The sequence below is a fragment of the Citrobacter sp. wls619 genome (assembly GCF_005281345.1).
Classification (GTDB): domain Bacteria; phylum Pseudomonadota; class Gammaproteobacteria; order Enterobacterales; family Enterobacteriaceae; genus Citrobacter.
This window is the reverse complement of record NZ_SZXJ01000005.1, coordinates 12,624-28,634: the sequence shown is the minus strand read 5'-3', so window position 1 is coordinate 28,634 and position 16,011 is coordinate 12,624. Positions and strand designations below refer to the sequence as shown.

Annotated in this window: 13 protein-coding genes; 8 read left to right on the top strand and 5 right to left on the bottom strand. The window is 53.8% G+C overall.

All coding sequences use genetic code 11. The features are described from left to right. Window positions 1–13 precede the first annotated feature (13 nt). The 3 genes from actP to acs all read right to left on the bottom strand — a co-directional run bounded on the left by actP (window position 14) and on the right by acs (window position 4,124). Window positions 14–1,663, bottom strand: coding sequence for a cation/acetate symporter ActP (actP, locus tag FDX19_RS00305; RefSeq protein ID WP_137381167.1), 1,650 nt, complete (start codon window positions 1,661–1,663; stop codon window positions 14–16). Further along, complete coding sequence (locus tag FDX19_RS00300; protein WP_006688274.1) at window positions 1,660–1,974, bottom strand: DUF485 domain-containing protein; 315 nt, start codon at window positions 1,972–1,974, stop codon at window positions 1,660–1,662. Before FDX19_RS00300 ends, actP begins: the two co-directional genes overlap by 4 nt. A 191-nt stretch (window positions 1,975–2,165) precedes the next feature. After that, window positions 2,166–4,124, bottom strand: a complete 1,959-nt coding sequence (acs, locus tag FDX19_RS00295; RefSeq protein ID WP_137381166.1) for an acetate--CoA ligase — start codon at window positions 4,122–4,124, stop codon at window positions 2,166–2,168. 432 nt (window positions 4,125–4,556) lie between these two features. Here acs and nrfA point away from each other — a divergent pair, with 432 nt between their 5' ends. From nrfA to gltP, 8 genes are all read left to right on the top strand, one after another. Next, window positions 4,557–5,993: an ammonia-forming nitrite reductase cytochrome c552 subunit gene (nrfA, locus tag FDX19_RS00290; RefSeq protein ID WP_137381165.1), complete on the top strand. Its 1,437-nt coding sequence runs from the start codon at window positions 4,557–4,559 to the stop codon at window positions 5,991–5,993. Window positions 5,994–6,037: 44 nt separating this feature from the next. After that, window positions 6,038–6,604 (top strand): cytochrome c nitrite reductase pentaheme subunit, encoded by a 567-nt coding sequence (gene nrfB, locus FDX19_RS00285; RefSeq protein WP_137381164.1) that lies wholly within the window; start codon window positions 6,038–6,040, stop codon window positions 6,602–6,604. Next, window positions 6,601–7,272: a cytochrome c nitrite reductase Fe-S protein gene (gene nrfC, locus FDX19_RS00280; protein WP_137381163.1), complete on the top strand. Its 672-nt coding sequence runs from the start codon at window positions 6,601–6,603 to the stop codon at window positions 7,270–7,272. Before nrfB ends, nrfC begins: the two co-directional genes overlap by 4 nt. Then, window positions 7,269–8,225 carry a cytochrome c nitrite reductase subunit NrfD gene (gene nrfD / locus FDX19_RS00275; protein ID WP_137381162.1) on the top strand — a complete coding sequence of 319 codons (957 nt, stop codon included), beginning with the start codon at window positions 7,269–7,271 and terminating at the stop codon, window positions 8,223–8,225. The genes nrfC and nrfD overlap by 4 nt, the downstream gene beginning before the upstream one ends. An 8-nt stretch (window positions 8,226–8,233) precedes the next feature. After that, window positions 8,234–9,961, top strand: a complete 1,728-nt coding sequence (locus FDX19_RS00270; protein WP_137381161.1) for a heme lyase CcmF/NrfE family subunit — start codon at window positions 8,234–8,236, stop codon at window positions 9,959–9,961. A gap of 73 nt (window positions 9,962–10,034) precedes the next feature. Further along, complete coding sequence (gene nrfF, locus FDX19_RS25610; protein WP_212734693.1) at window positions 10,035–10,463, top strand: heme lyase NrfEFG subunit NrfF; 429 nt, start codon at window positions 10,035–10,037, stop codon at window positions 10,461–10,463. Beyond that, entirely contained in the window at window positions 10,460–11,080 is a 621-nt protein-coding gene (nrfG, locus tag FDX19_RS00260) for a heme lyase NrfEFG subunit NrfG (protein WP_137381159.1), read from the top strand. The genes nrfF and nrfG overlap by 4 nt, the downstream gene beginning before the upstream one ends. A gap of 345 nt (window positions 11,081–11,425) precedes the next feature. Beyond that, window positions 11,426–12,739 (top strand): glutamate/aspartate:proton symporter GltP, encoded by a 1,314-nt coding sequence (gene gltP / locus FDX19_RS00255; RefSeq protein ID WP_137381158.1) that lies wholly within the window; start codon window positions 11,426–11,428, stop codon window positions 12,737–12,739. A gap of 108 nt (window positions 12,740–12,847) precedes the next feature. Here gltP and yjcO read toward each other — a convergent pair whose 3' ends face one another. Further along, window positions 12,848–13,531, bottom strand: a complete 684-nt coding sequence (yjcO, locus tag FDX19_RS00250) for a Sel1 family TPR-like repeat protein YjcO (RefSeq protein WP_137381157.1) — start codon at window positions 13,529–13,531, stop codon at window positions 12,848–12,850. A gap of 91 nt (window positions 13,532–13,622) precedes the next feature. Then, entirely contained in the window at window positions 13,623–15,770 is a 2,148-nt protein-coding gene (gene fdhF, locus FDX19_RS00245; RefSeq protein ID WP_137381156.1) for a formate dehydrogenase subunit alpha, read from the bottom strand. Window positions 15,771–16,011 lie beyond the last annotated feature (241 nt).

The window sequence follows — 16,011 nt, the reverse complement described above, 5'->3', positions numbered from 1 at the left end:
AGAGGGGGAGAGATTAATGCGCGCGGCCTTGTTCTACGCCGTACCCGGTCTGGGAACGGATGAACTGAGCACGGAACTGCTCGCGTTCGCGATTGCCTTCTTCTGAGTTGTCGGTAGCAGAGAAAAACCAAATCCCGAGGAATGCTATGCTAATGGAGAACAGCGCCGGATACTCATACGGGAAAATGGCTTTTTCGTGACCGAGGATCTGGACCCAAATCGTCGGGCCAAGAATCATCAGCACCACCGCCGTCAGCAGACCTAACCAGCCGCCCAGCATTGCGCCACGCGTGGTCAGTCTTGACCAGTACATGGAGAGCAGAATGATGGGGAAGTTACAGCTGGCCGCGATGGCAAACGCCAGGCCTACCATGAAGGCGATGTTCTGGTTCTCAAACAGCACGCCGAGCACGATGGCAATCACACCCAAGATCAGTACGGTAATTTTCGAGACGCGCAGCTCTTCACGTTCGGTAGCGCCTTTACGGAATACGTTGGCGTACAGGTCGTGAGAAACCGCCGATGCGCCCGCCAGCGTCAGACCTGCAACCACCGCCAGGATAGTGGCAAAGGCTACTGCTGAGATAAAGCCGAGGAACAGGTTACCGCCCACCGCGTTAGCCAGATGCACCGCCGCCATGTTGTTACCACCGATCAGCGCGCCTGCAGCATCTTTATATGCCGGATTTGCACCGACCAGCATGATGGCACCAAAGCCGATGATAAAGGTCAGGATGTAGAAATAACCCATAAAACCGGTGGCATAGAACACACTCTTACGTGCTTCGCGGGCATCGCTGACCGTGAAGAAGCGCATCAGAATATGCGGCAAGCCTGCCGTACCGAACATCAGACCGAGGCCTAACGACAGCGCGGATATCGGATCTTTAACCAGCCCGCCCGGGCTCATGATTGCGGAGCCTTTCGGGTGTACCGCCATTGCTTCAGTGAACAGATTGTTGAAGCTGAAGCCGACATGTTTCATGACCATGAAAGCCATAAAGCTGGCGCCGAACAGCAGCAGTACCGCTTTGATGATTTGCACCCAGGTGGTCGCCAACATGCCGCCGAACAGTACGTACATCATCATCAGTACGCCAACCAGCACCACGGCAATGTGATAGTTCAGACCAAACAGCAGTTCAATCAGCTTGCCTGCGCCAACCATCTGCGCGATCAGATACAGCGCGACCACCACCAGCGAACCACATGCTGACAGAATACGGATGGGGCCTTGCTTCAGGCGATAAGAGGCCACATCGGCAAAGGTGTAACGACCGAGATTACGCAGACGTTCAGCAATCAGGAACAGAATGATCGGCCAGCCGACGAGGAAGCCGAGTGAATAGATCAGCCCGTCATAACCCGAGGTAAACACCAGCGCGGAAATCCCGAGGAACGATGCCGCCGACATATAGTCGCCCGCAATCGCCAGCCCGTTCTGGAAACCAGTGATGTTACCGCCAGCGGTGTAGTAGTCATTCCGCGAACGTACGCGCTTAGACGCCCAGTAGGTAATGCCGAGCGTAAAGATGACGAAAATCAGGAACATAACAATCGCCTGCCAGTTGGTTGGCTGGCGTTGGACTGCACCACTAATAGCATCCGCCGCGTTTGCGGCGAAGGGCAGCGTGGCGGCAAGCGCCGTCAGGACTCTCTTCATGATGCTTTAACCTCGTGCAGAACCGCATTGTTCAGGCGATCGAATTCACCATTTGCCCGCCAGATGTAGATCCCGGTCAGGATGAAAGAGATGAGGATCACACCGACCCCAATCGGAATACCGCGGGTGACGCTGGTTCCCGCGTGTAGCGGAGTACCCAGCCAGCCCGGCGCAAAGGCAATCAATAATATAAAGCTGATATAAACTGCCAGCATGATGATGGACAGAATGGTGGCAAACCGTTGCCGTTTTTCAACTAACTCCCTGAAACGCGCACTGTCTTCTATCCGCTGATAAATATTGTCATTCATCACAGAGCTCTCCAGAGGTCCCCTTCGTCTTTCGCGCAGCAGGCATGACCTGACTGCTGTCGCAGCCCTGCAACGCGAAATCCTTTGGGGGAGGTTTTTTATATTTCCCTCCCGGATGAAGAGAGGGTAGGGTCAGATTTGTAGGCCGGATAAGACGCTTTCGCGTCTTATCCGGCATTTTCAGGACTTTGTTATGATGGCATCGCGATGGCCTGCTTCTCTTCGAGCAGTTTCTCTACCACACCAGGATCGGCGAGGGTCGAGGTATCGCCCAGATTGCTGGTATCGCCCGCCGCGATTTTACGCAGAATGCGGCGCATGATTTTGCCGGAGCGGGTTTTCGGCAGTGAGTCGGTCCAGTGCAGCACGTCTGGCGTTGCCAGCGGGCCAATTTCTTTACGCACCCAGTTGCGAACCTCGGCGTACAACTCAGGTGACGGCTCTTCGCCGTGATTCAGCGTGACGTAGGCGTAAATGGCCTGGCCTTTAATACTATGTGGAATGCCGACTACGGCGGCTTCGGCAATCTTTGGATGCGACACCAGCGCCGACTCGATTTCTGCTGTACCCAGGCGGTGACCTGAGACGTTCAGCACGTCATCCACGCGTCCGGTTATCCAGTAATAACCATCTTCATCACGGCGTGCGCCGTCGCCGCTGAAGTACATATTCTTGAAGGTAGAGAAGTAGGTTTGCTCAAAGCGTTCGTGATCGCCAAACAGCGTTCTCGCCTGACCTGGCCAGGAGTCGGTGATCACCAGGTTGCCTTCGGTCGCACCTTCCAGCGGATTGCCCTCGTTATCAACGATGGCCGGTTGTACGCCAAAGAATGGACGCGTTGCCGAACCCGCTTTCAGCTCGGTTGCACCCGGCAGTGGGGTGATCATGAACCCGCCGGTTTCGGTCTGCCACCAGGTATCGACGACCGGGCATTTTTCATTACCGATCTTCTTCCAGTACCACTCCCATGCTTCCGGGTTAATCGGCTCGCCAACGGAACCCAGGATACGTAGCGATGAACGGTTAGTGCCTTCAATCGCCTTATCACCTTCTGCCATCAGGGCGCGGATAGCCGTTGGCGCAGTATAGAGGATTGTGACCTGGTGCTTGTCCACGACCTGTGACATACGCGCCGGGGTCGGCCAGTTAGGTACGCCTTCAAACATCAGCGTGGTGGCACCGCAGGCCAGCGGACCGTATAGCAGGTAGCTGTGGCCGGTAACCCAACCCACATCAGCGGTACACCAGTAGATATCGTCCTGATGGTAATCAAACACATACTTAAAGGTGGTTGCCGCGTAAACCAGATATCCGCCGGTAGTATGCAGCACGCCTTTTGGCTTACCGGTTGAACCAGAGGTATACAGGATAAACAGCGGATCTTCTGCGTTCATCTCTGCCGGCTGATGTTCAGGGCTTGCTTTTTCAATAAGATCGGACCACCACAGATCGCGGTCTTCCTTCCAGTCCGTTTTTCCACCGGTACGTTTGAGAACGACCACATGCTCAACGGTTTTCACGTTTGGATTTTTCAGCGCATCATCAACGTTCTTTTTCAGCGGGATACTGCGTCCGGCGCGTACGCCTTCATCGGCAGTGATCACCAGACGTGAGTTGGAATCGATAATACGTCCGGCCACGGCTTCTGGTGAGAAACCGCCAAAGATGACCGAATGTACCGCGCCAATACGGGCGCAGGCCAGCATGGCAACCGCAGCTTCCGGGACCATTGGCATATAAATAGCCACGACATCGCCTTTTTTAATTCCCAAGTCCAGCAGGGTATTAGCAAAACGGCAGACATCGCGATGCAGTTCGCGATAGGTAATGTTTTTACTCTGGGTAGCATCATCGCCTTCCCAGATAATGGCGATGCGATCGCCGTTTTCCTGTAGGTGGCGATCGAGGCAGTTTGCTGCCAGATTCAGCGTGCCGTCTTCGTACCATTTAATGGATACGTTGCCAGGGGCAAAAGAGGTGTTCTTTACCTGGCTGTACGGCGTGATCCAATCAAGAATTTTTCCCTGCTCGCCCCAAAATGTGTCGGGATCGGTAATGGACTGTTGGTATTTCGCTTCGTACTGCTCCGGGTTTATCAGGCAACGGTCCGCAATATTTGCGGGAATAGCGTGTTTGTGTATTTGGCTCATGGCTTTTGTTCTCCTTGTAGGATGTTAATAATATGTCGCACAAACGTTAAATGTAGGGGCTTTGCGAGTTTTGTTTAGTATTTGGGCGGCAGATCACGCAATAACCGAATTGTGCAAATTAGCGGCAAGCTGAATTTTGAAGAGAACTAGCAAAAATTGATTAAACCTCGCGATAACATGCGGTTATATAGAGAGTTTTGAAAAGGTGATCTGTGTCGGGTATAGACAAAAGAGTGAGGGGTTAGAGGGGGTAAATAACTCTAAAGTGGTATTTTACATACACTTACAATTGATTAAAAACAACATTTCTTGTGTGGTTTCTTGTTACAAATAGGGTGGAGCAATGTCATGACAGTATTGTGTGGTTGCTGTTATGGAAAACAATAAAAGAACCGCCATTGCAGATAATGGCGACATCTGGATGAGACCCCTATGGCAAGGACAAAATCACGCGTACGCCGTTTCTTCAGCCTGATATTACCGTTTTTATTTATTACTGCCGTTCACGCTGAGCAAACCTCTGTACCCGCAAAGACCGTCACCGTTGAAGCGAAGAATGAAACCTTCGCCCCTCAGCATCCCGATCAATACCTCTCCTGGAAAGCCACGTCTGAACAGTCAGCCCGTGAAGATGCGCTGGCAGAAGACCCTCGTCTGGTGATCCTGTGGGCGGGATATCCTTTCTCCCGCGATTACAACAAACCGCGTGGACACGCGTATGCGGTTACCGATGTGCGTGAAACGTTACGTACCGGTGCGCCAAAAACGGCTGAAGATGGTCCGTTGCCGATGGCCTGCTGGAGCTGTAAAAGCCCGGATGTGGCGCGTCTGATCCAGAAAGACGGTGAAGATGGATACTTCCACGGTAAATGGGCGCGTGGCGGCCCGGAAATTGTGAACAACCTCGGCTGTGCTGACTGCCATAACACGGCATCAGCAGATTTCGCGAAAGGGAAACCGGAACTGACGCTGTCGCGTCCTTATGCCGAGCGTGCGATGGAAACCATCGGCAAACCGTTTGAAAAAGCCAGCCGCTTTGATCAGCAATCCATGGTCTGCGGTCAGTGCCACGTGGAGTACTACTTCGACGGTAAGAACAAAGCCGTTAAGTTCCCATGGGATGACGGTATGAAAGTCGAGAACATGGAGAAATACTACGACAACATAGCTTTCTCTGACTGGACCAACTCTCTGTCTAAAACCCCAATGCTGAAAGCGCAGCACCCGGAGTATGAAACCTGGAGCGCAGGTATTCACGGCAAAAACAACGTGACCTGTATCGACTGCCACATGCCGAAAGTGCAGAACGCAGAAGGCAAAATCTACACCGACCATAAGATTGGTAACCCGTTCGACAACTTCCCACAGACTTGCGCCAACTGCCACACCCAGGACAAAGCGTCCCTGCAAAAAGTGGTTGCTGAGCGTAAACAAGCGATTCATGACCTGAAAATCAAAGTTGAAGATCAGCTGGTACATGCGCACTTCGAAGCGAAGGCTGCGTGGGATGCGGGTGCGACGGAAGCGGAAATGAAGCCGATTCTGGAAGACATTCGCCACGCACAATGGCGCTGGGATCTGTCGATTGCTTCTCACGGTATCCATATGCACGCACCGGAAGAAGGCCTGCGGATGCTGGGTAGCGCGATGGATAAAGCCGCTGATGCACGTACCAAACTGGTCCGTCTGCTGGCGACCAAAGGCATCACGCATGAAATCCCGCTGCCGGATATCTCTACCAAAGAGAAAGCCCAGCAGGCGATTGGTCTGAACATGCAGCAAATCAACGCTGAGAAGCAGGACTTCATCAAAACGGTGATTCCGCAATGGGAAGATCAGGCGCGTAAAAACGGTCTGTTAAGCCAATAACCCCATTCCGCCTCGCAAGGGGCGGATAACTCAACGGAGTGAATATGAGCGTATTACGTTCGTTATTAACTGCTGGGGTGCTGGCGTCAGGTCTGTTCTGGAGCCTGAGCGGGATAACCGCCACGCCAACCCCGCAGGAGTCAGATCAACGCTGGACGGTCACCCAACAGCGTAATCCGGATGCGGCGTGCCTCGATTGTCACAAGCCGGATACCGAAGGCATGCATGGTAAACATGCAGAAGTCATCAACCCAAATAATAAACTGCCGGTTACCTGCACCAACTGTCACGGCCAGCCATCGCCAAACCACCGTGAAGGGGTGAAGGATGTGATGCGCTTTAACGAGCCGATGTACAACGTGGAGCAGCAGAACAGCGTCTGTATGTCCTGTCACCTGCCTGAGCAGTTGCAAAAAGCGTTCTGGCCGCACGATGTTCACGTGACGAAAGTAGCGTGCGCCAGCTGTCACTCACTGCATCCGAAGCAAGACACGATGCAGACGCTAAGCGATAAAGGACGGATCAAGATTTGCGTCGATTGCCACAGCGATCAGCGTAACAATCCAAACTTTAACCCAGCGTCTATTCCCTTGCTTAAGGAGCATCCATGAGTTGCTCTCGTCGCCAGTTTATCACCGGCGTCAGCGCGCTGGTGGCTGTTAGCGGGACGGCGGGACGCGTCGTAGCGAAGACGTTAAACATTAATGGCGTGCGTTACGGCATGGTACATGATGAGTCATTATGCATCGGCTGTACCGCGTGCATGGATGCCTGTCGGGAAGTTAACAGCGTACCGGAAGGCGTCTCGCGTCTGACGATCATTCGCAGTGAACCGCTGGGGGCGTTTCCCGATGTGAAGTATCGTTTCTTCCGTCACTCGTGCCAGCACTGCGATCACGCGCCCTGCGTTGACGTCTGCCCGACGGGGGCATCGTACCGCGATGCCGCCAGCGGCATTGTGGATGTGAACCCGGATTTGTGCGTCGGTTGCCAGTATTGCATCGCCGCCTGTCCATATCGCGTGCGCTTTATTCATCCGGTCAGCAAGACGGCGGATAAATGCGATTTTTGCCGCAAAACCAACCTGAAAGCGGGCAAGCAGCCCGCCTGCGTGGAGTCATGTCCGACGAAAGCGCTGACGTTTGGTAATCTGGACGACCCCAACAGCGAAATCTCGCGGTTGTTGCACCAGAAAAATACCTACCGTTACAAGCTGGCGCTGGGCACGAAACCGAAGGTCTACCGCGTTCCCTTTAAATATGGGGAGGTGAGCCAATGACACCCGCTTCTGCATTTCATTTTGAATCACTGGTGTGGGACTGGCCCATTGCCATCTATCTGTTTCTGATAGGTATCTCTGCCGGGCTGGTGACGCTGTCGGTATTGTTACGACGGCTGCACCCGGAAGCGGGCGGTGCCGACAGCACGTTACTGCGTACCACGCTGGTACTGGGTCCGGGAGCCATTATTCTTGGTCTGCTGATCCTGGTATTCCACCTGACGCGTCCATGGACTTTCTGGAAGCTGATGTTCCACTACAGCTTCACGTCAGTGATGTCGATGGGGGTCATGCTGTTTCAATTGTACATGGTGGTGTTGGCGCTGTGGTTGGCAAAAATCTTTGAAAAAGAGGTGATTGCCTTACAACAGCGCTTCATTCCACGCCTGAGCATCGTGCCGAAACTGCTGGCGTTGATCGCACCGTTCCACCGGATGCTTGAAACGGTGATGCTGGTGCTGGCTGTACTGCTCGGGGCGTACACCGGGTTCTTGCTGTCGGCGTTGAAATCCTACCCGTTCCTGAATAACCCGATCCTGCCGGTGCTGTTCCTGTTCTCCGGGATCTCCTCCGGGGCAGCGGTGGCGCTGATCGCCATGGCGTTACGCCATCGTAGCAACCCGCACAGCACCGAAGCGCACTTTGTCCACCGTATGGAAACGCCGGTGGTGTGGCTGGAAATCTTCCTGCTGGCGGCTTTCTTTGTCGGGCTGGCGCTGGGCGATGACGGCAAAATGCGCGCGCTGGCGGCGGCACTGGGCGGCGGTTTCTGGACCTGGTGGTTCTGGCTTGGCGTGGCTGGGCTTGGGCTGATACTACCGATGCTGCTAAAACCCTGGGCCAACCGCAGTTCGACGTTTCATGGCGTGCTGGCAGTCTGCGGCGCCAGCCTGACCGGCGTACTGCTGCTGCGCTTTTTTATACTCTATGCGGGTCAGCTAACCGTTGCGTAAGGTGATATCTGGACGTTCTCCTTCCTGAAGCCGGTTTTCTGGCGCTGTTATTAAGCCTCGGGGTCAACGTGTTGACCCCGCTTGCCGTGTTGGTGGGTGTCCGCCTGCGCTGGCAAGGGGTGATGCGCCTGGCAAGCGTGGGTACGTGGGCGCAATTTACCCTGCTGCTGCTGGCTTTTGCCATTCTGGTATTCTGCTTTTTGACCAGCGATTTTTCGGTGGTCTACGTTGCTCAGCACAGCTACAGCCTGCTGCCGTGGGGATTAAAACTGGCGGCGGTATGGGGCGGTCATGAAGGTTCATTGCTGCTGTGGGTGCTGTTTCTTTCCGGCTGGAGCGCACTGTTTGCTCTTCGCTATCGGCGTGATACCGACGCGCTGTTTCCGCTGACGCTCAGCGTCCTTTCAATGATAACGGCCCTGCTGCTGCTGTTTGTGGTGGTATGGTCCGATCCATTCGTGCGTATCTTCCCGCCAGCCATTGAAGGGCGCGACCTTAACCCGATGCTGCAACATCTCGGGTTAATCCTCCATCCACCGCTACTGTATCTGGGTTACGGTGGTTTGATGGTGGCGGCAGGCGTGGCGCTGGCCTCGCTGCTGCGCGGTGACTTTAATGCGCAAGGTGCCTGGGTGTGCTGGCGCTGGGCGTTGCCCGGCTGGTGCGCGCTGACGCTGGGGATTATCCTCGGCTCCTGGTGGGCCTATTGCGAGCTGGGCTGGGGCGGCTGGTGGTTCTGGGACCCGGTTGAAAATGCCTCCTTATTACCCTGGCTTTCCGCCAGCGCGTTGCTGCATAGCCTGTATATCACGCGCCAGCGCGGAATCTTCCGCCACTGGTCGCTGCTGCTGGCGATCGTCACGCTGATTTTATCGCTGCTGGGGACGCTGATTGTGCGTTCCGGCATACTCGTTTCGGTACACGCTTTCGCGCTGGATAATGTCCGCGCCGCGCCGCTGTTTGCGCTGTTTACCGTGTTGAGTCTGGCGTCGCTCGGGCTATACGCCTGGCGGGGCCAGCAAGTCCGGCAGAATGCGCGTTTTGGCGGTTGGTCACGCGAGATGCTCATTCTGGTCGCGTTATTACTTTTTTGTGCGGTGCTACTGATTGTGCTGATCGGCACGCTCTATCCCATGATTTACGGTCTGTTTGGCTGGGGGCGACTCTCGGTTGGCGCGCCGTACTTTAACCGCGCCACGTTGCCGTTTGGGCTGTTGATGCTGGCGGTCATCGTTATCGCAACTATCAGAAGCTGGAAAGGATCGCTGCGAAGCCAGCTTCCGGCCCTGTTAGCGCACAGTGGGGTACTGATTTTCGCGGCGGGGATCGTCTTTTCCAGCGGTAGTCGTCAGGAGATTAGCCTGAATCTGAGTCCGGGCCAGCAGGTTGAGCTGGCAGGTTATCACTTCCGTTTTGAGCGCCTCGACCTGGAAGCAAAAGGAAATTACACCAGTGAAAAAGCACTGATCACGCTGTGGCAGGATGAGAAACGTATCGGCAGTCTTCAACCCGAACGGCGCTTCTATGCCGCGCGTCGCCAGCAAATGATGGAGCCGGGTATCCGCTGGAATTTGCTGCATGACTGGTATGCGGTAATGGGCGAAAAAACCGGACAAGATCGTTATGCCATGCGCCTGTATGTGCAAAGCGGCGTGCGCTGGATTTGGGGGGGAGGGCTGCTGATGGTATTTGGTGCGCTGCTCAGCGGCTGGCGGGGGAGAAAACGTGATGCGTAAATTAATTACAGTGTTGCCGGATGGTGGCGTAAACGCCTTATCCGGCCTACAGGGTACGCAAACCGTAGGCCGGATAAGCGCAGCGCCATCCGGCAGAAAGTTTTTACTCTTAACGCTCGTCCTGTTTTTCATTTCTTTCGCTACACATGCTCAGGTTGTGGACACCTGGCGCTTTGCAAACCCGCAACAGCAGGAAAAGGCGCTGTTTATTGCCAGCCAGCTGCGGTGTCCGCAGTGCCAAAACCAAAACTTACTGGAATCCAATGCGCCGGTGGCGGTCAGTATGCGTCACCAGGTTTATAGCATGGTTGAAGAGGGTAAAAACGAAGCAGAGATCACTGCCTGGATGACCGCGCGTTACGGTGATTTCGTTCGTTATAACCCCCCACTGAATGAGCAAACGCTGCTGCTATGGGCGCTACCGTGCGTGTTATTGCTGCTGGTGGGCGTGGCGATTTGGCGAGTGAGATCGCGCCAGCGTACCGAGGAGGATGAGCGATGAGTCAGCCCGAACGCGCCGTGGCAGCGTTTCGTCCGATGCCGGTGAAACGGCTGGTTGTCGCGGTTGTGATGATGGTTATTGCCTGCATCGGAGGTTATCTGTTAACACCAAAATGGCAGGCTGTCCGTCAGGAGCAAGCCCGACTGGCCGATCCATTACACGCGTTCTCTGATGAAAATATTCAGGAAAAACAGCTACTTTCTTTGCAGTCGCAGATTCGTGCCACGCCACAGGACGGGGTGTTATGGGCGCAACTGGGGGAATATTATCTTTGGCAAAATGCGTATCACAATGCACTGCTGGCCTATGAACAGGCGCTGCGTTTTCGGGGTGAAAACGCCGAAATCTACTCGGCGTTGGCGACGGTATTGTATTACCAGGCCGGACAGCATATGACACCGCAAACGCGCGAAATGATAGATAAATCCCTGGCGCTGGACGGCAACGAAGTCACCGCGCTGATGCTGTTGGCTTCTGATGCGTTTATGCAGGCTGATTACGCGCAGGCGATTTCAATGTGGCAAAAAGTAATGGATTTAAACTCGCCTAGGGTGAATCGTGCGCAGTTGATCGACTCCATTAATATGGCGAAATTGTTGCAGAATCGGCAAAAATAAATTTGTTTTTTTTGTGATTTGTATCATTTTGCCTGTTTAAAAAACAGGCAGTCGAACAAGTGGGTAAAAAAAACTCACGGAAGAACTTCTTCATTTTTTATCAAATAAAAATTCTTTTATAACAAAAAGTTATTCATGATTATCGATATAAACTCGCGTTTTTATGCATAATTTCAGCTAAACCCCCTGTTCTGAAAGGCTTGCGCGAGATAGCGTGCAAATGATAATGATAATAAGCGTTAAAAAACTCTATAAACGAACGCAACACAAATCATACCCTTTCAGTATGTACTGTTCTCGCATTTTTATATGCGGAATAGCGCTCCATCGAGGAAGTCCGTTGTTATGAAAAATTTGAAAGTCAGCCTGGCATGGCAGATCCTCATCGCCATGGTGCTGGGCATTTTGCTGGGGAGTTACCTGCACTACCATAGTGACAGCCGCGAATGGCTGGTGTTAAACCTGCTGCAACCGGCGGGTGATATCTTTATCCACCTGATTAAAATGATCGTCGTGCCCATTGTGATTTCCACGCTGATTGTGGGTATCGCCGGGGTGGGGGATGCAAAACAGCTGGGCCGTATTGGCGCGAAAACCATTATCTATTTCGAAGTGATCACCACCGTGGCGATTATCCTCGGTATTACGCTGGCAAACGTATTCCAGCCAGGTACCGGCGTTGATATGTCGCAGCTGGCGACCGTGGATATTTCGAAATATCAAAGCACAACGGCAGAAGTGCAGAGTCATGCACATGGCCTGATGGGCACAATTTTGTCACTGGTGCCGACCAACATCGTTGCGTCGATGGCGAAAGGTGACATGCTGCCGATTATCTTCTTCTCGGTGCTGTTCGGTTTAGGTCTGTCTTCTCTGCCTGCCACGCACCGTGAACCGCTGGTTACCGTGTTCCGCTCGATCTCCGAAACCATGTTTAAAGTGACCCACATGGTCATGCGCTATGCGCCGGTCGGTGTTTTCGCGCTGATCGCCGTCACGGTCGCAAACTTTGGCTTTGCCTCCCTGTGGCCGCTGGCGAAGCTGGTGCTGTTGGTGCATTTTGCCATCCTGTTCTTTGCACTGGTGGTGCTGGGTATCGTGGCGCGAGTCTGTGGTCTGAGCATCTGGATCTTAATCCGTATCCTGAAAGACGAACTGATTCTGGCCTACTCTACCGCCAGTTCTGAGAGCGTACTGCCGCGTATTATTGAGAAGATGGAAGCCTACGGCGCACCGGCATCAATCACCAGTTTCGTGGTGCCGACCGGCTATTCATTCAACCTGGATGGTTCGACGTTGTACCAGAGTATCGCGGCTATCTTTATTGCCCAGCTGTACGGTATTGACCTGTCATTGTGGCAGGAAATCGTGCTGGTACTGACGCTGATGGTAACCTCGAAAGGGATTGCAGGCGTACCGGGCGTATCGTTTGTGGTGCTGTTGGCGACGCTGGGCAGTGTGGGGATCCCGCTGGAAGGTCTGGCGTTTATCGCCGGTGTTGACCGTATTCTTGATATGGCGCGTACCGCGCTGAACGTGGTGGGTAACGCGCTGGCGGTACTGGTAATCGCCAAGTGGGAACACAAGTTTGACCGTAAGAAAGCGCTGGCTTATGAGCGCGACGTGCTGGGTAAATTTGATAAGACCGCGAATCAGTAAGTAATGACAGATTGCCGGATAAGGCGCTTGCGCCGCCATCCGGCAATCTGCTCCGGGTTGCCTGATGGCGCTACGCTTATCAGGCCTACAACGACAATGTTTACACCATTACCTGTTCGTTAATGTATCAAACTCTTCACAGCCGGTATCGAACCCTTCTGTACAGCTCAGATTCAGCCAGTGCAGCGCCTTCTGTTTATTCTTTTCAATAAAACCCTGCTCACCGTTTAAGAACATCATCCCGGCCCAGTATTCGGAATATCCGGTGCGGGAAATGGCCGAGCTGCGCTTGAAATACCATGTGGCCTTTTCATCGTCGGCAGGAATACCCACGCCATTGGCGTAGATCAGTCCGAGCAGCATTTGCGCATCGACAGTGGAGTCGTTCTCCAGATTTTCCGAGGCGTTTTGCAGCAATGTAATCGCTTTGGGGTAATCTGTGCGCCCGGCCTGCGTGTTCACCAGAATTCTCGCCAGCGTAATTTCCCCCGCCTTACTGCCTGCCTGGGTCGCTTTTTCGGCCAGCGTTTTGGCCTCGGGGTAATCCAGACTGACCGGATTGGTAATCTTAATCTGTGCCAGCAATGCGTAAGCATCGGCATCACCATTGTCGGCGGCTTTTTGCGCCCAATATTCCGCTTTACCCAAATCGCCTGAGCTAAACCAGGTATCAGCGAGGAAATATTGTGCGCGTCGGTCTCCGGACTCGGCGGCTTTCAAAAACTGACTACCGGGCTCTTCGGCATGGACAAAGCATGTCATTAACACCATCAAGGCGAAAAGTCGTTTCATCTTATATTTAGATTTAGTGTAGGGAATGAACAGTATAGAGAGATTATGTGCATAAAAAAACGGCCTCCGAATGGAGGCCGTCAGGGGAAGCTTAACCCATCGCGCTTTCGCGCAGGCTGGCTTTCAGCTTGGTGTACTCATCAATGACATACTGCTCGGCAGCGCGCTGATCGGCAATGCGTTCAACGTTTACAGCACAGTACTTGTACTCCGGCGTTTTGGTAATCGGGCTTAAGTTCTCGGTTACAAGTTCATTACATGCGCCAATCCACCACTGGTAGGTCATGTAAATCGCGCCTTTGTTTGGACGATCGCTGACTGCCGCACGGGTAATGACCCGGCCTTTACGCGAGTTCACCCACACCAGCTCTTCATCCTGGATGCCCAGGCGTTCTGCGTCGGCGGTGTTGATCTGGGCATAGCCCGGCTCATCTGCCAGCGCGGCCAGCGCCGCACAGTTACCGGTCATCGAACGGCAAGAGTAGTGGCCGACTTCACGCACCGTTGACAGTACCATTGGGTACTCTGGGGTGAGTTTGTCGATTGGCGCTACCCAGTCGCAGGTGAAGAACTGCGCCAGGCCGTTCGGGGTGTCAAACTTCTCTTTGAAGAGGTAAGACGTACCCTGGTCGGCATCTGAGGTGTCGCGGCAAGGCCACTGGATATAACCCAGTTCGCCCATCTTCTCGTAAGTGGCACCGTAGAAATCCGGGCACAGATGACGCAACTCGTCCCAGATTTCCTGGGTGTTGTTGTAGTGCATCGGGTAACCCATACGGGTGGCGATTTCACTGATAATCTGCCAGTCCGTTTTCAGATCCCACTTCGGCTCAACGGCTTTAAAGAAGCGCTGGAAGCCACGGTCAGCCGCGGAGAATACGCCTTCATGTTCGCCCCATGACGTAGACGGTAAAATAACGTCTGCGGCAGCAGCGGTTTTGGTCATGAAGATATCCTGCACGATAACCAGTTCCAGATCTTCGAAGCCTTTACGTACTGCGGAAAGCTCAGCGTCGGTCTGTAATGGATCTTCGCCCATAATGTAGGCCGCGCGAACTTCGCCATGGGCCGCACGGTGCGGCAGCTCGCTGATGCGATAGCCGGTATGTGCCGGCAGGCTTTCCACGCCCCAGGCTTTGGCGAATTTCTCGCGGTTAGCCGGATCTTTCACGTATTGATAGCCCGGATAGGTATCCGGCAGCGCACCCATGTCACATGCGCCCTGAACGTTGTTCTGGCCACGAACCGGGTTAACACCGACGCTTGGCTTACCGAGGTTACCGGTCAGCATGGCGAGGCTGGTCAGTGAACGCACGGTTTCCACGCCCTGATAGAACTGGGTAACACCCATGCCCCACAGGATGGCCGCGCTTTTCGCCGAAGCATACATACGTGCAGCCTGACGGATATCCTGAGCGCTAACGCCAGTAATATCTTCGACGGACTCCGGCGTGTAGCCTTCGACAATCTTGCTGTACTCTTCGAATCCTTCCGTACGCGAGGCGACGAACGCCTGGTCGTACAGTTTTTCTTCGATGATGACATGACCCATAGCGTTAAGCAGCGCGATATTCGAGCCGTTTCTCAACGCGATGTGCATGTCAGCAATACGCGCAGTTTCAATTTTGCGCGGATCGCAGACGATAATTTTCGCCCCTTTGCGTTTAGCGTTGATCACGTGATTCGCCACGATAGGGTGGGAATCCGCCGGGTTATACCCGAAGATGAACACTAAATCGGTGTCATCAATTTCATTGATGGCATTACTCATTGCGCCGTTACCGACCGATTGGTGCAGACCTGCAACCGAAGGGCCGTGTCAGACGCGAGCGCAGCAGTCAACGTTATTGGTACCAATAACGGCGCGCGCGAATTTTTGCATTACATAGTTGGTTTCGTTACCTGTACCGCGAGATGAACCGGTCGTCTGAATGGCGTCCGGGCCATACTTCGCTTTGATGGCGCTCAGGCGATCGGCGACGTAATTAAGCGCTTCATCCCAGGAAACGGATTCCAGTTTGCCGCCACGCTGGCGACGGATCATGGGGGTTTTCAGACGAGGGGTCAGGATCTGGGTATCATTGATAAAATCCCAGCCATAGTAGCCCTTCAGACACAGGGTACCCTGGTTGGTTTTCCCCTGCGCCGCTTCAGCCCGGACGATTTTGCCGTTATCGACCACCAGGTTGATTTTGCAACCTGATGCGCAATATGGGCAAACCGTGACGACTTTTTTCATCGGTCTCGCTCCAGTTAATCAAATCGCGCATACGCGCTTGTCGCTTTGCTTATGCATCTTTTATGCCATGTTTTTATCAGGGGCATTCGTCGATATTACGGGCGAATTTTGCGCAAAACCCTGACGAAAAACAGGCTGTCGTCATATTTGACGTGACGAAAGAAAAAGCCGTCTGACGTAAATCAGAGGGCGTGGGGAGAACATAGGGCGGATAAGGCGAAGCCGCCATCCGGCAATCTGT

What these genes read in the sequence shown, in the direction of transcription:
- actP (WP_137381167.1), bottom strand. Translation starts at nt 1,663, where the DNA reads ATGAAGAGAGTCCTGACGGCGCTTGCCGCCACGCTGCCCTTCGCCGCA.
- FDX19_RS00300 (WP_006688274.1), bottom strand. Translation starts at nt 1,974, where the DNA reads ATGAATGACAATATTTATCAGCGGATAGAAGACAGTGCGCGTTTCAGG.
- acs (WP_137381166.1), bottom strand. Translation starts at nt 4,124, where the DNA reads ATGAGCCAAATACACAAACACGCTATTCCCGCAAATATTGCGGACCGT.
- nrfA (WP_137381165.1), top strand. Translation starts at nt 4,557, where the DNA reads ATGGCAAGGACAAAATCACGCGTACGCCGTTTCTTCAGCCTGATATTA.
- nrfB (WP_137381164.1), top strand. Translation starts at nt 6,038, where the DNA reads ATGAGCGTATTACGTTCGTTATTAACTGCTGGGGTGCTGGCGTCAGGT.
- nrfC (WP_137381163.1), top strand. Translation starts at nt 6,601, where the DNA reads ATGAGTTGCTCTCGTCGCCAGTTTATCACCGGCGTCAGCGCGCTGGTG.
- nrfD (WP_137381162.1), top strand. Translation starts at nt 7,269, where the DNA reads ATGACACCCGCTTCTGCATTTCATTTTGAATCACTGGTGTGGGACTGG.
- nrfG (WP_137381159.1), top strand. Translation starts at nt 10,460, where the DNA reads ATGAGTCAGCCCGAACGCGCCGTGGCAGCGTTTCGTCCGATGCCGGTG.
- gltP (WP_137381158.1), top strand. Translation starts at nt 11,426, where the DNA reads ATGAAAAATTTGAAAGTCAGCCTGGCATGGCAGATCCTCATCGCCATG.
- yjcO (WP_137381157.1), bottom strand. Translation starts at nt 13,531, where the DNA reads ATGAAACGACTTTTCGCCTTGATGGTGTTAATGACATGCTTTGTCCAT.